The organism is Caballeronia sp. RCC_10 (genome assembly GCF_041360715.1).
Lineage (GTDB): Bacteria > Pseudomonadota > Gammaproteobacteria > Burkholderiales > Burkholderiaceae > Caballeronia > Caballeronia grimmiae.
The window spans coordinates 883,875-897,638 of sequence record NZ_JBFUPT010000001.1 but is presented as its reverse complement, the minus strand read 5'-3'; the positions used below and the strand labels follow the sequence as shown (position 1 = coordinate 897,638).

Here is a 13,764-nt window from a genome sequence, read left to right as displayed (position 1 = left end):
CATGCGTAGAGTGACTTTCATTGCAGCGGCCGTCTCGATTCTGGCGACGGGTTGCACGCTGGCGCCGACCTACGAGCGTCCCACCGCGCCGGTTTCCCCGGCCTTTCCGAACGGCGGCGTGTATGCGACGCAGCCCGGCGCGGCTCAGGGCGCGCGTAGTGCGAACGATGCCGCGGCGGTGAACATCGGCTGGCGCGCGTTTTTCGTCGATGCGCGCCTGCAGCGGCTCATCGATATCGCGCTGAAGAACAATCGCGACCTGCGCGCGTCGGTGCTGAACGTGCAGGCGGCACAGGCGCAGTATCGGATCGTGCGTTCGGAGCTGTTCCCGGCGATCAACGCGCAAGCGGATCAGTCGAGGCAGCGCACGCCGCGCAATCTCTCGTTTCTCGATCAAACCATCTCGAACACGTATTCCGTCGGTTTGAACGCGTCGTGGGAACTGGACCTGTTCGGACGCGTGCAAAGCCTGAAGGACCAGGCGCTCGCGCAGTACTTCGCGACGGCCTATGCGCGCAAGGCGTTCGAGATTTCGCTGGTGTCGCAAGTCGCGTCGCAATATCTGCAAGTGCTGCAAGCCGATGATCTGCTGCGAGTCACCGAGCAGACGCTGAAGACGGCGCGCGAGTCCTACGGCATCGTGAAGCTGCAGTTCGATAACGGCGCTGCTTCGGAGCTCGACGTGAGCCAGTCGCAGACGGTCGTCGAAACGGCGAGCGCGAACTATCAGGCGCAGCAACGCGCGCGGGCGCAAGCGGTGAACGCGCTCGTGCTGTTGCTCGGCGAACCCCTTCCGGACGATCTTCCGCCCGGCATGCCGCTGAACGAACAAGACCTGCTGACCGATATCCCGGCAGGCTTACCGTCCGATCTGCTCGCGAATCGTCCGGACATCATGGAAGCGGAGCAGAACCTGCTGGCGGCGAACGCGAACATCGGCGCGGCGCGTGCGGCGTTCTTCCCGCGCATCTCGCTGACGGGCAGCTTCGGCACGCTGAGTCCGACGCTCGGCGGTCTGTTCAAGGCGGGCTCGGCTGCATGGAGCTTCGCCCCGACGATCACGATTCCGATCTTCGAAGGCGGCGAGAATCAGGCGAATCTGGATCTGGCGAACATCCAGAGGAACATTCAGATTGCGCAGTACGAGAAGGCGATTCAGTCCGCCTTCCGCGATGTCGCCGATGGCCTCGCCGCACGCGGCACCTACGATCAGCAAATCCAGGCGCTGGAGCGCGACACCGCTGCGCAACAGCGTCGTCTGGACTTGTCGACGATGCGTTACCGGCAGGGCGTCGACAGCTATCTCGGCGTGCTGACCGCGCAGCAGGACTTGTATTCGGCGCAGCAGTCGTTGATCGTCGCGCGCACGCAGCGGCTGGCGAATCTCGTCGCGTTATATCGTGCGCTGGGCGGCGGGTGGATCGAGCGCACCGGCGACGCGCCGCGCGCAGCCGACGCACCGGCATAAAAGAAAAAAGCGCCGTGGCTCATCACCGCGGCGCTCAACACCACAACCCGCCAGCACTTCCCCTTACTGCGCTTCCGGTGCCCGCGCGGTTCCATCGAACTCATGCCCGGCGTGACGAATCTCGCAGCGCGCATCGCGCTCCTTGCGCACGCCGTTGAACACGATGTTCAGCACCACCGCCGACACCGAAGCCAGCAGAATGCCGCTGTGAAGGATCGGCTCCAGCGCGTGCGGCAGTTGCGAGAAGAACTTCGGCGCGACCACCGGCACGAGTCCCAGCCCCACGCTCACCGCGACGATGAACAGGTTGTGGTGATTCTTCGCGAAGTCCACTTTCGACAGCACCTTGATGCCGTTCGCCGCCACCATCCCGAACATGACGATGCCCGCGCCGCCGAGCACGAACGGCGGCACCGATGCGACCACTTGCGCCATCTTCGGGAAGAGGCCGAGCAGCACGAGAATGACGCCGCCCGTCGCGCACACGAAGCGGCTCTTCACGCCGGTCACGCCGATCAGCCCGACGTTCTGCGAAAACGACGTATGCGGGAACGAGTTGAACACGCCGCCGATCAGCGTGCCGAGACCGTCGACACGCAGGCCGCGCACGAGCGCCTTCTGATCGACCGGACGCTCGACCAGATCGCCGACCGCGAGGAACATGCCGGTCGATTCGATGAAGGTCACGAACATGACGATGACCATCGTCGCGACGGAGAGCGCATCGAAGTGCGGCAGGCCGAAGTGGAACGGCATCACGATGCCGACCCACGGCGCATGCGCGACGCCATCCATGCTGACGCGGCCGAGCATCGCGGCGATCACGAAGCCCGCGACGATCCCGAGCAGCACCGAGATATTCGCGATGAACCCGCGTGCGAACTTGTTGATGAGCAGGATCAGCGACAACACGATGAACGACAGCAGCAGATAGACCGGATTGCCGTAGTCCGGATTGCCGACGCCGCCCGCCGCCCAGTTGATGCCGACGCCCATCAGCGACAGCCCGATCACCGCGATCACCGTGCCGACCACGACCGGCGGGAAGAAGCGCAGAAGCTTGCCGATCATCGGCGCGAGAAAGATGCCGATGACGCCCGCGGCGATCGTTGCGCCGAAGACATCGAGAATGCCGAGCGACGGGTTCGTGCCGATCGCGACCATCGGGCCGACGGCGGCGAACGTGCAACCCATGATGACCGGCAGGCGGATGCCGAAGATCCACAGGCCGAGCGTCTGAATGAGCGTCGCGACGCCGCATGAGAAGAGGTCGGCGCTGATCAGGAATGCCACCTGGTCCTTCGTGAGATGCATCGCTGCGCCGAGGATCAGCGGCACGGCGACGGCGCCTGCGTACATCACGAGGACGTGCTGTATGCCCAGTGTCAGAAGCTGACCCGTCGGCAGCCGCTCGTCGCACGGATGGACCTTCGCTTGCGCGTTCGCGTCGCTGAAACTCGATGCCATGACGTCTCCTTGATTGCCTTTTCACTTGAATGGCCTCCAAGGTAAGTGCGTCAAAAAGCCCTAACAAGACCACGCGCCTCTATACGCCGCGTTCGCAAGCCGATATGGAAAACACGCGCGGCAGACGGCAAGATGACGTCGCAGCCCTTGCTGCAAGGGGATTGACGCGCACGCGGGGATTCCTGTCGTGTGACGAAAGGCTGCAAATTCGCGAGCGTCGTTATGATGTTCATCACGGCGTTCGTATAGTGGATTTTTCGCGCTTGGCGCGTTTCGGCGGGGTTAACCCGCGATTCACTCGTTTTCCCTAACTCTTTTCGAGCACCACCGGAGAAGTCATTCCATGCGTTTTCTTGGCATTGATCTGGGCACCGGTTCGATCAAACTCGCGATCGTGGATGAGGCGGCGCGCGAGGTCGCATCATCGAGTGCGGCGTATGCGGTATCGAGCGCGCATCCCGGCTGGGCCGAAACGTCCGCCGATGCGTGGCATGCCGCGCTCGTCGATGCCGCCGCGCGTTTGCCGTCGACCGAACGCGATGCGGTGAGCGCGATCGGCTTTTCCGGGCAGATGCACGGCGTCGTCCCGACGGCATCCGATGGCCGCGCGCTGCGCCCCGCGATGCTCTGGCCCGACACGCGCGCACGCAGCCTGCTCGACGCGTGGCCCGAGCCGCAGCCCAATCCCGTCGCGCCCGGCATGGCGGGACCGTTGCTGCGCTGGCTTGCGATCAACGAACGCGAAGTCGCCGCCAGCATGCGATGGGCGTTGCAGCCGAAGGACTGGCTGCGCGTGCGGCTCGGCGGCGCGTTCGTCACCGATCCCTCCGACGCCTGCGCGACGGCCCTTGCCGCGCCTTCCGGCGAATGGGACGAGGCGCTCATCGACCGGGCCGGCTTGCCGCGCGAGTGGTTCGCGCCGCTGGCGGCATCGCATGCGCAGGGCGGCGTGCTGTCAGCGCAAGCGGCGGCGAAACTGGGCTTGCGCGCCGGTATTCCGATGGCGGTCGGCGCGGGCGATACGCCTTGCGCCGCGCTCGGCAGTGGCCTCATCGGCGATGGCGATGCGCTGCTGACCACGGGCAGCGGCGGGCAGATCGTCGTGATGTGCGAGGAAGCGCCGGCGTCGATGCGCGGCTTGCATACGTATCGCGGGGCGACCGGGACGTGGTATCGCATGGCCGCGATGCAGAACGTCGGCGTCGCGCTGGAAGCGGTGCGCGCCTGGCTCGGTTACGCAAATTGGCCCGCCGCCTACGACGAGGCCTTCGCCGCCGACGCCAGCGCTTCCGTCAGCTTCCTGCCGTACTTGAGCGGAGAACGCTCGCCGTGGATGAACCCGGCGGCGCGCGGCGGCTGGCTGGGCCTCGGTCTCGACGATACCCGCGGCTCGCTGATGCGCGCCGCGTTCGAAGGCGTCGCATTCGCATTGCGCGCGGGCCTCGATGCGATTCGACGCAGCGGCACGCCGTTGATGGCGATGCGTCTTGCGGGCGGCGGTTCCATCGATGCACGCTGGCGTCAGCTTCTCGCCGATGCGCTCGACGTCGAACTGCACGCCGTCGATTGCCCGAACGCGGCGGCGCGCGGTGCGGCGATGCTTGGCGGCATCGCGGCGGGGCATTGGCGCGCGACGGAACTCGCAGCGCTTGCGCCCACAGCGACGCGCGTCGCTTCCCCGCGAGCCGACGCCGCGCTCCAGGACAGGCACGCGCGTTTCATGGATCTGTACGGGCGCGTCGAAAGCTGGTTCTGACGGCGCGCGCGTTAGCCCTTACACTTTGGCCTCGGCTTCACGTCCCTCGAGTCTCATCGAGCACGGCAGCGCCATCCGGCGCATCAAGACAACATCGATCTTTCGCTATGTCCGCATCCGCACCGTCGCAACCCGACTTCCGCTCGCGCCAGTTCCTGCTCGATCACGCGCTGCGCACGATGATCTTCTATCACCCGCACTGCATGGATCCCGCAGGCGGCTTCTATCATTTCTACAAGAACGACGGCACGGTCTATGACCGCAAGACGCGTCATCTCGTGTCGAGCACGCGCTTCGTGTTCAACTACGCGATGGCGTACAAGCATTACGGTCTCGACGAGTATCGCGGCGGCGTGCGGCATGGTATCGACTATTTGCGCGAGTTCCATCGCAACCCGCAAACGGGCGGCTATGCGTGGACGCTGAACGGCCGCGAAGTCACCGATGCGACCAATCATTGCTATGGCCTCGCGTTCGTCGTGCTCGCGTATGCAAAGGCGGTCGAAGCGGGCTTCGACGAGGCGCGCGCCTATCTCGACGAAACCTGGCAACTGATGGAAACGCGCTTCTGGGACGCCGCCCACGGTCTCTACAAGGACGAGGCGAGCGCGGAGTGGAAGGTGTCGGAGTATCGCGGGCAGAACGCGAACATGCATGCGTGCGAGGCGTTTCTCGCCGCGTTCGAGGCGACCGGCGAGACGCGTTATCTCGATCGCGCCGCGCTGCTCGCGGACAACATGGTGAACCGCCAGGCGGCGCTCGCGGGCGGCCTCGTGTGGGAGCATTACAAGCCGGACTGGTCGATCGACTGGGACTACAACAAGGGTGATCGCAGCAATATCTTCAGGCCGTGGGGCTTTCAGCCGGGGCATCAGACCGAATGGGCGAAGCTGCTGCTGATTCTCGACCGGCATCGGCCCGAAGCGTGGCATCTGCAACGCGCACGCGAACTGTTCGACCGCGCGCTGGCATCGTCGTGGGACGCCGAGCACGGCGGCATGGTCTACGGCTTCGACACCGAAGGCAGGTTCTACGACGAGGACAAGTACTTCTGGGTGCAGGCGGAGTCGCTCGCGGCGGCGGCCTTGCTCGCGGACCGCATGCAGCGCGAAGGCGACGCCGATGCCGCCGCGCATTACTGGCGCGAGTACGACCGTCTGTGGGCCTATAGCTGGACGCATTTCGTCGATCATCGGTACGGCGCGTGGTATCGCATCCTGAGCCGCGACAATCGCCAGTACAGCGACGAGAAAAGCCCCGCCGGCAAGACCGACTATCACACGATGGGTGCGTGCTACGAAGTCCTGAACGTCATCCGATGAATCAATCAAACGCAAGCAACCGAGGAAACTGAACGATGAAGACAAAAGCCGCCATCGCATGGAAAGCAGGCCAGCCGCTCACCATCGAGGAAGTCGATCTTGAAGGCCCGCGTGCGGGCGAAGTGCTGATCGAAGTGAAAGCGACGGGCATCTGCCACACCGACTACTACACGCTGTCGGGCGCGGACCCGGAAGGCATTTTTCCGGCGATTCTCGGCCATGAAGGCGCGGGCGTGATCGTCGACGTCGGGCCGGGCGTCGGCACGCTGAAGAAGGGCGATCACGTGATTCCGCTCTACACGCCGGAATGCCGCGAGTGCAAGTTCTGCTTGTCGCGCAAGACGAATCTCTGCCAGAAGATTCGCGCGACGCAAGGCAAGGGCCTCATGCCCGATGCGACCTCGCGCTTCTCGCTCGACGGCAAGCCGCTCTTTCACTACATGGGCACATCGACGTTCTCGAACTACATCGTGGTGCCTGAAATCGCCGTGGCGAAGGTGCGTGAAGATGCGCCTTTCGACAAGATCTGCTACATCGGCTGCGGCGTGACGACGGGCGTCGGCGCGGTCGTGTATTCGGCGAAGGTGGAAGCGGGCGCGAACGTCGTCGTGTTCGGGCTGGGCGGCATCGGCCTGAACGTGATTCAGGGCGCGAAGATGGTCGGCGCGGACAAGATCATCGGCGTCGATATCAATCCCGGCCGCGTCGAACTGGCGAAGAAGTTCGGCATGACGCACTTCATCAATCCGAACGAGGTGGAGAACGTCGTCGATCACATCGTGCAACTGACCGATGGCGGCGCGGACTATTCGTTCGAATGCGTCGGCAACGTGAAGCTGATGCGTCAGGCGCTCGAATGCACGCACAAGGGCTGGGGACAGTCGTTCATCATCGGCGTGGCGGCGGCGGGCGAAGAAATCAGCACGCGTCCATTCCAGCTCGTCACGGGCCGTGAGTGGAAGGGTTCGGCGTTCGGCGGCGCACGCGGCCGCACGGATGTGCCGAAGATCGTCGACTGGTACATGGAAGGGAAGATCAATATCGACGACCTCATCACGCATCATCTGAAGCTCGATCAGATCAACGACGGCTTCGACCTGATGAAGAAGGGCGAGTCGATCCGTTCCGTCGTCATCTATTGAGCGAAGGAGACCGCCATGCTCGAACTCATCGAGGAGCACCGTTGTTTCGATGGCGTGCAGCGCATCTATCGCCATGAGTCGGAAGCGATCGGCCTGCCGATGCGCTTTTCCGTCTTTCTCCCTGCACAGGCCGCTTCGGCGAAGGTGCCGGCGCTGTTCTACCTCGCCGGCCTGACGTGCACCGAGGAGACGTTTGCGATCAAGGCGGGCGCACAGCGTTACGCGGCGGAACATGGCATCGCGCTGATCGCGCCGGATACGAGTCCGCGCGGCGCGGACATTCCCGGCGAGAAGGATGCGTGGGACTTCGGCGCGGGCGCGGGCTTCTACGTCGATGCGACGCAAGAGCCGTGGAGCAGGCGGTATCGCATGTACTCGTACGTGACGCAGGATTTGCGCCGCGCGGTGCTGGCTGAATTGCCCGTTCGCGAGGACCGGCTAGGCATCTTCGGGCATTCGATGGGCGGGCATGGCGCGCTCGTGCTTGCGCTGCGCAATCCGGACATCTATCGCAGCGTGTCGGCGTTCGCGCCGATCGCGGCGCCGTCGCAATGTCCGTGGGGCGTGAAGGCGTTCACCGGCTATCTCGGCGACGACCGCGAAGCATGGAAGCAATACGATGCGAGCGAGCTCGTCAAAGGCGATGCCGCTTCGCGCTTCGAAGGCGGGATTCTGATCGATCAGGGACTGGCGGATCAGTTCCTCGCCGAGCAGCTTCATCCGGATGTGTTCGAGCGCAATGCGCGCGAGGCAGGACATAGCGTGACCGTGCGACGGCACGAAGGCTATGACCACGGGTACTTCTTCATCTCGACGTTCGTCGGCGAGCATATCGCGCATCATGCGCGGGTGTTGTGCCGCTGAAGCACTGAAACGCCGGTCGTGTCCGTCGCGGCACGACCGTTTTCCCGGCGGTCAATGACCGCGCCGCCCCAGCAAGCTCCCTCCATAGACCACCGCCGCGAGCATCGTGATCCAGAAGCTCGTCGGCCAGTCGGTGTAATAGGCGAGCGTCAATCCGATCCACGCCTGGCCCAGCGCAAACAGCGCCGCGAGCGCCAGTCCGGCCGACAAGCGCGTCGTCACGTTCTGCGCGGCAGCGGCCGGCCCGACCATCAGCGCGAACACGAGCAGCACGCCGACGATCTGCGTGCACGCCGCGACCGCGAGCGCCGTGATCGCGAGAAACAGCACCGACACGAGCCGCAGCGATACGCCTTTCGCCTCCGCCAGCTCCGGCTGCAGCGACGCAAACAGCAGCGGCCGCATGATGACGCCGAGCGCGAGCAGGCTCACCGCCGCGAGTCCCGCCAGCAAGACGAGCGTCGCGTGATTCACGCCGAGCACGTTGCCGAACAGCAGTGCGGTCGCTTGCGTCGCGTACGCGGTGAAGAAATGCAGAAACAGCAGGCCGAAGCCGAGCGATAACGAAAGAATCACGCCGATGGCCACATCGCGGCCCGACAGTTTCTCGCCGAGCGCGCCCATGCCGACGCCCGCCGCGAGCGTGAAGCCGACCATGCCCCAGATCGGCGGCATGCCGAGCAGCACCGCGCCTGTCGCGCCGGTGAAGCCGACGTGCGATAGCGCGTGACCCGCGAAGGTCTGTCCGCGCATCACCAGAAAGTAGCCGACGATCCCCGACAGCACCGCGACGATCCCCGACGCCGCGAATGCATTCACCATGAAGTCGTATTCAAACATTGTGCGTGTGCTTTCCCTTCTTGCCGTGACCGTGCGCGGAGCCGTGCGCGTGATCGTGATCGTGATCGTGTTCATGCTCGTGCCCATCGCCTCCCTCGTGCGCGTGGTCGAGCTTGTCGATTTCGACATCGCCGGACATCACGAAAATGCGGCCGTTCACGCGCATCACCTCGATGGGCGAGCCGTAAAGACGCGACAGCACGGGCCTGGTGATGACCTCTTCGACGGTGCCGAGCGCCGCGCGCCCGTTGCCGAGGTACAGCACGCGATCCAGCGAATTTAGAAGCGGATTCAGTTCATGCGCCGAAAACAGCACGGTGATGTTCAGCTCGCGCTGCACGCGCCGCACCAGTTCGACGACGCCGGTCTGATGACGCGGATCGAGGCTGATGAGCGGCTCGTCGAGCAGCAGCAGACGCGGATTGCCGAGCAGACATTGCGCGAGCAACAGCCGCTGGCGCTCGCCGCCCGATAGCTCCGACAGCGGCCGGGCCGCCAGTTGCCGCGCGCCGACGAGATCGAGCACGCGCTCGACATCGGCGCGAATGCGGGCATTGCGATGCGGCAAGCCCCAGCGATGCCCGTCCGCCGCCATCGCGACGAAATCGCGGCCCAGCACGCGGCGGCCCGCGAGTCCGCTGCGAATCTGCGGCATATAGCCGATGGATGCGTTGCCGCGCATCACCGCTTCGCCGTTCACGCGGATCGCGCCCGAGGCGACCGGCACGAGGCCGAGCAGGGCGCGCATCAGCGTGGTTTTGCCCGCGCCGTTCGGCCCGAGCACGCCGATGAATTCGCCGGTGTTCACGGTGAAGCTCGCGTCGTTGAGAATCGCGCGCCCGCCGAGTTCGAGCGTCACGCGATCGACTTCGAGCGCGGCCTGTGGCTCGTGGGTCATCGTTGCCATCCTTGCAGCGCGCCCGCGAGGGCGTCGAGTTGCGTCTGCATCCATTGCTGATAGGTCTTGCCGGCGGGCAGCGTCTCCGTCACGCTGATGCTCGGCACGTGCGCGTCCTTCGCGACATCGAGCAGCCGCCGCGTGAGCGCGCCCGTCGCCTGGCTGTTGTAGATCAGCACGTGCACGCGCCGCTCGCGCAGGTCTTTCTCGAACGCGGCGATGTCGGCGGGGCTCGGCTCGGTCTCGTTCATCTCGGCGGCCTGGAAGCGCTGGTTGCGCATCTCGAAGCCGATCGCATCGGCCATATAGCCGAATACCGGTTCGGTCGCGGTCACGGGCACGCCCTTGAAGTGCGACTTCATCACCGCGATGCGCGCGTCGACGGGCTTCAGCGAATCGAGGAAAGCGGCGAGGCGTGCGTCGTAATCGCTCTTGTGCGCCGGGTCCGCGCTCGACAAATACGCGCTCACCGCTCTCGCGACGGCGGGCATCGTCGGCGGGTCGTACCAGAGATGCGGATTGTCGCCGGGCTTCTTGCCGGTGAGTTGCGCCGCGACGATCACCGTGCGCTTGCCGTTGCCCTTCGATGCGCCGAGCAGCTTGTCCATCCACGGGTCGTAGTCCGCGCCGTTATAGACGACGAGCGCGGCATGCTGAAGCGCGCGCGCAGTTTTGGGGCTGGCTTCGAACAGATGCGGGTCCTGGTCCGGGTTGCTGAGGATGCTTGTCACGTCCACGCGGTCGCCGCCCAACTGGCGGATGACATCGCCATAAAAATTCTCCGCCGCGACGATCGCGACGCGTGCGTTTTGCGCCGGCGTTTGCGCGGCGGCGGTGTGGCAGAGGCTGAACGCAACGGCGATGCAGGTCAGGACATGCGCGAGTTTCATCGTTTTCCTTGTGGGGATGCGGAATGTCATGCGCCGTGCTGCGCGCGGTGTTTGAACTGACAGTCGCTGCACAGGCCGCTCAGTTCGACGACCTGATGACGCACCTGAAAGCCGTGCGCGGTCGGATTCGCGGACAGCGACGAAGCGAGTTCCCGGCCCTGGATTTCGAGCGTCGCGCCGCATTCGTCGCAGATGAGGAACTGGCTTTCGTGGGGCTTGCCGGCATCGCAGCACGCGACGAAAGCGTTCTTCGACTCGATGCGATGCACGAGGCCGTTTTCGACGAGAAAGTCCAGCGCGCGATAGACGGTCGTCGGCGGCACGCGCGCGCCGCGTTTGGGCTCCATCGCGTCGATGAGGTCGTAGGCGCCGATCGGCTTGTGCGCCTTCAGCACGAGTTCGTAGACGTGGCGACGCAGCGGCGTCAGCGCGAGGCCGCGCTCATCGGCGAGCGCTTCGGCGCGGGCGAGCATGGTTTCGATGGACGCGGTCATGTCGTGATCGCCGTGGATTGCGGCGTTTCGATTGAATTGTCGCGATGATATAACGTATCAACGGGATGTGCACGCGTTCGACCGTCGGCACCGGTACTGCGGAGGCGTAATTAGCGGCGAGACAGGCGGCCAGCCTGCGCGTCTCGCATGATCGCGTAGATGAGAGGGTCGTTCGTCACGCGGATTCGACCGATATGCGTGACTTTTCCGTGCACTGTAGTCGCGCCCAGCACGAACTGGCAGTCGTCATAGCACGTCAGCGTTCCGGTGCTCAGACCGTCCTGGTAACGAACGGCGGGCCCACCCTTGCGGGCGCCCAGAAACCAGACGAGAACTCGCGATTCCGCGTCGACACCATTGATGGGAATCTTCGCGTACTCGAATGCATCGCCGCGTCTTCCGACATAGAAGTGGTCGGGCTCAGTCGTCGGCGCGTTCGGATTCGCACGCTCTGGAACGGTCGCTTGGCTCGTGGCAATCGATTCTTGACCGATGAGCAAGACCGCCGACGCAATACAGACCGCGAGATGGCCACGCCAGCGATTCATGGCGTGCGCAGCCCTTTCGCCGGACGCGAAGCTCCAGCCAGGCTGCGGGCGTCGAGATCGATACGACAGGCTTCGAAAAACTCCGCTTTCGTCCGCCATTTGGACTGACCGTTCGGCGAACCGAACACGAGTTCATCGTCCCTCGGCGCATCGTAGGTATCAGGCGCGACCGAGAAGCGCGTCTTTCGCGAAGCCAGCGCGACGAGCGTCTTCTTTCCGGACGGCGCGATCTTGAACACGCGTATCCATGCCGGATGGTCGCCTAGCGCGGACGGGTCGGTGGCTTCCTCGTCGTCGTTCGCCGTGCGCGGCGCCCATCCAACCACGATGACTTCCGCCGCCTTGCCGCTTCCGTCGAGAAGCTCCTGACGTTGCACTTGTTTGCCGAGCAACTGGAATCGAGACACCGGCACGTGCGAGCCCGCCCGGAAGTATTCTGCGATGACCCAGTCGCCGCCTGAGGACACGATCGGAACGTCGCGACGGCGATCGTAGCGATAGATCGCCGGCATATGGGACAACACGGATTGCGGCACGGCCGCGTCGGGAAACGAATAACGCGCCGGCTTGAAGTCTCCGGTCTCCGACTTGATGGAGTTCGCCGCACTCATGTCCAGAGGCAGTTGCCGAGGCTGCAATGCGATGGATATGAGTCGTCCGCCCGCGAGTTTCGCGACATAGGGCGGATGGGACGACTCCACGGTCCTAACGGGAATCGTGTCCCGAGATGACGCAGAAGCGTTCGCTGTGAAGGTGGGGAGCAGTATCGCAATCGCGCACAGTAACGTCTTGAAGCGGGTGTTCATTCGTATCGGTTCGTTCGGTCGTGAGCGGCAGGCTTTCGGGAAGTCTGACGTGTGCTGTCAAATGGGCCGGCAGTGCTTCGGTCAACGCGAAAGGTCCGCACCGCCCGGCGTGCATCGCGTTCCCATCGCAAACTTGACGTCTTCGATACCGTGGTCGCCTGCCACGCAGAGCTAATGACCTCGTTCGCGGAAACGAGGAACATTGCGGAGCGCCGCGCGGCTCGTCAACGAGACCAATCCTAGAACCGCGCATTGGCCGATAGACCGTGACGAGCGCAGCGGCAGCAACCCGCAAGTTGGCGCACTGCACCATCGATGCCTCGTTTTCCCACCTTGACATCGCCTCGTCCAGCACCGATCATTCGATCACACAACGAGCAATTGTTCGGCCGCAGAGCGTTCGCTCACCATTGCGCCGAACGAAGACCCGGAGACATCGGTGAGACTGAAAGACAAGATCGCGGTCATCACAGGCGCGGCGAGCGGAATCGGTGAGGCGGTCGCGCGGCGTTATCTCAACGAAGGCGCGAAGCTCGTCATCGTCGACGTCAAGGACGAGCAGGCGCTTTCGCAGCGCTTCGCCGACGCATCGGACCGGGTCCTTGCGCTCAGAGCGGACGTCACGCGCCGGGAAGACATCGAGCGCATCGTGGCGAGCGCCGTCGAGCGCTTCGGCGGCATCGACATTCTGTTCAATAACGCGGCGCTCTTCGACATGCGCCCGATCCTCGACGAATCCTGGGACGTGTACGACCGCCTGTTCGCGGTCAACGTGAAAGGCATGTTCTTCCTGATGCAGGCCGTCGCCGCACGCATGGTCGAGCAGGGACGGGGCGGCAAGATCATCAACATGTCGTCGCAGGCGGGGCGGCGCGGCGAGGCGCTCGTCGCCCACTATTGCGCCACGAAGGCGGCGGTCATCAGCTACACGCAATCAGCGGCGCTCGCGCTCGCGAAAGAACGCATCAACGTGAACGGCATCGCGCCGGGCGTCGTCGATACCCCGATGTGGGAACAGGTCGATGCGCTCTTCGCACGCTACGAAAACCGGCCGCTCGGCGAGAAGAAACGCATCGTCGGCGAGGAAGTGCCGCTCGGGCGCATGGGCGTGCCCGCCGATCTGACCGGCGCCGCGCTGTTCCTTGCATCGGCCGATTCCGATTACATCACCGCCCAGACCCTGAACGTGGACGGCGGCAACTGGATGAGTTGATCCGCGCATGCGCCTTGCAGCATCGGGCGCACCGTCTATATTGAAACGGCGTCGCG

At 64.5% G+C, this 13,764-nt stretch carries 13 protein-coding genes; 6 read left to right on the top strand and 7 right to left on the bottom strand.

All coding sequences use genetic code 11. The annotated features are described in order from the left end of the window. The first annotated feature begins 1 nt into the window (after window position 1). Window positions 2–1,468 carry an efflux transporter outer membrane subunit gene (locus tag AB6804_RS04245; protein WP_370885337.1) on the top strand — a complete coding sequence of 489 codons (1,467 nt, stop codon included), beginning with the start codon at window positions 2–4 and terminating at the stop codon, window positions 1,466–1,468. Between the two features lie 63 nt (window positions 1,469–1,531). Here AB6804_RS04245 and AB6804_RS04240 read toward each other — a convergent pair whose 3' ends face one another. Further along, window positions 1,532–2,935 carry a nucleobase:cation symporter-2 family protein gene (locus tag AB6804_RS04240; RefSeq protein ID WP_370885336.1) on the bottom strand — a complete coding sequence of 468 codons (1,404 nt, stop codon included), beginning with the start codon at window positions 2,933–2,935 and terminating at the stop codon, window positions 1,532–1,534. A 343-nt stretch (window positions 2,936–3,278) separates the two neighbouring features. On the opposite strand from AB6804_RS04240, the gene AB6804_RS04235 reads away from it, so the two are divergent. From AB6804_RS04235 to fghA, 4 genes are all read left to right on the top strand, one after another. Then, window positions 3,279–4,691, top strand: a complete 1,413-nt coding sequence (locus tag AB6804_RS04235) for a xylulokinase (protein ID WP_370885335.1) — start codon at window positions 3,279–3,281, stop codon at window positions 4,689–4,691. Between the two features lie 107 nt (window positions 4,692–4,798). After that, the gene (locus AB6804_RS04230; protein WP_370885334.1) at window positions 4,799–6,013 is read left to right on the top strand and encodes an AGE family epimerase/isomerase; all 1,215 of its coding nucleotides are present in this window, start codon (window positions 4,799–4,801) and stop codon (window positions 6,011–6,013) included. Window positions 6,014–6,048: 35 nt separating this feature from the next. Then, window positions 6,049–7,155, top strand: coding sequence for an S-(hydroxymethyl)glutathione dehydrogenase/class III alcohol dehydrogenase (locus AB6804_RS04225; protein ID WP_035961252.1), 1,107 nt, complete (start codon window positions 6,049–6,051; stop codon window positions 7,153–7,155). 15 nt (window positions 7,156–7,170) lie between these two features. Then, a complete protein-coding gene (gene fghA / locus AB6804_RS04220) occupies window positions 7,171–8,019 on the top strand; it encodes an S-formylglutathione hydrolase (RefSeq protein WP_370885333.1) in 849 nt (282 codons plus the stop codon). A 51-nt stretch (window positions 8,020–8,070) separates the two neighbouring features. Here fghA and AB6804_RS04215 read toward each other — a convergent pair whose 3' ends face one another. The 6 genes from AB6804_RS04215 to AB6804_RS04190 all read right to left on the bottom strand — a co-directional run bounded on the left by AB6804_RS04215 (window position 8,071) and on the right by AB6804_RS04190 (window position 12,390). Further along, window positions 8,071–8,859, bottom strand: a complete 789-nt coding sequence (locus tag AB6804_RS04215; RefSeq protein ID WP_035961246.1) for a metal ABC transporter permease — start codon at window positions 8,857–8,859, stop codon at window positions 8,071–8,073. Further along, window positions 8,852–9,766 carry a metal ABC transporter ATP-binding protein gene (locus tag AB6804_RS04210; RefSeq protein WP_370885332.1) on the bottom strand — a complete coding sequence of 305 codons (915 nt, stop codon included), beginning with the start codon at window positions 9,764–9,766 and terminating at the stop codon, window positions 8,852–8,854. Before AB6804_RS04210 ends, AB6804_RS04215 begins: the two co-directional genes overlap by 8 nt. Continuing rightward, a complete protein-coding gene (locus AB6804_RS04205) occupies window positions 9,754–10,677 on the bottom strand; it encodes a metal ABC transporter solute-binding protein (protein WP_370885331.1) in 924 nt (307 codons plus the stop codon). Before AB6804_RS04205 ends, AB6804_RS04210 begins: the two co-directional genes overlap by 13 nt. Further along, complete coding sequence (locus AB6804_RS04200) at window positions 10,674–11,141, bottom strand: Fur family transcriptional regulator (RefSeq protein ID WP_035968211.1); 468 nt, start codon at window positions 11,139–11,141, stop codon at window positions 10,674–10,676. Before AB6804_RS04200 ends, AB6804_RS04205 begins: the two co-directional genes overlap by 4 nt. A 110-nt stretch (window positions 11,142–11,251) precedes the next feature. Next, on the bottom strand, window positions 11,252–11,689 hold the full coding sequence (locus tag AB6804_RS04195; RefSeq protein WP_370885330.1) for a hypothetical protein: 438 nt from the start codon (window positions 11,687–11,689) through the stop codon (window positions 11,252–11,254). Beyond that, entirely contained in the window at window positions 11,686–12,390 is a 705-nt protein-coding gene (locus AB6804_RS04190; RefSeq protein WP_370885329.1) for a hypothetical protein, read from the bottom strand. The genes AB6804_RS04195 and AB6804_RS04190 overlap by 4 nt, the downstream gene beginning before the upstream one ends. Window positions 12,391–12,934: 544 nt before the next feature. Between AB6804_RS04190 and AB6804_RS04185 the strand changes: the two genes are divergently transcribed. After that, window positions 12,935–13,708, top strand: coding sequence for an L-iditol 2-dehydrogenase (locus AB6804_RS04185; RefSeq protein ID WP_370885328.1), 774 nt, complete (start codon window positions 12,935–12,937; stop codon window positions 13,706–13,708). The last annotated feature ends 56 nt before the right edge of the window (window positions 13,709–13,764 follow it).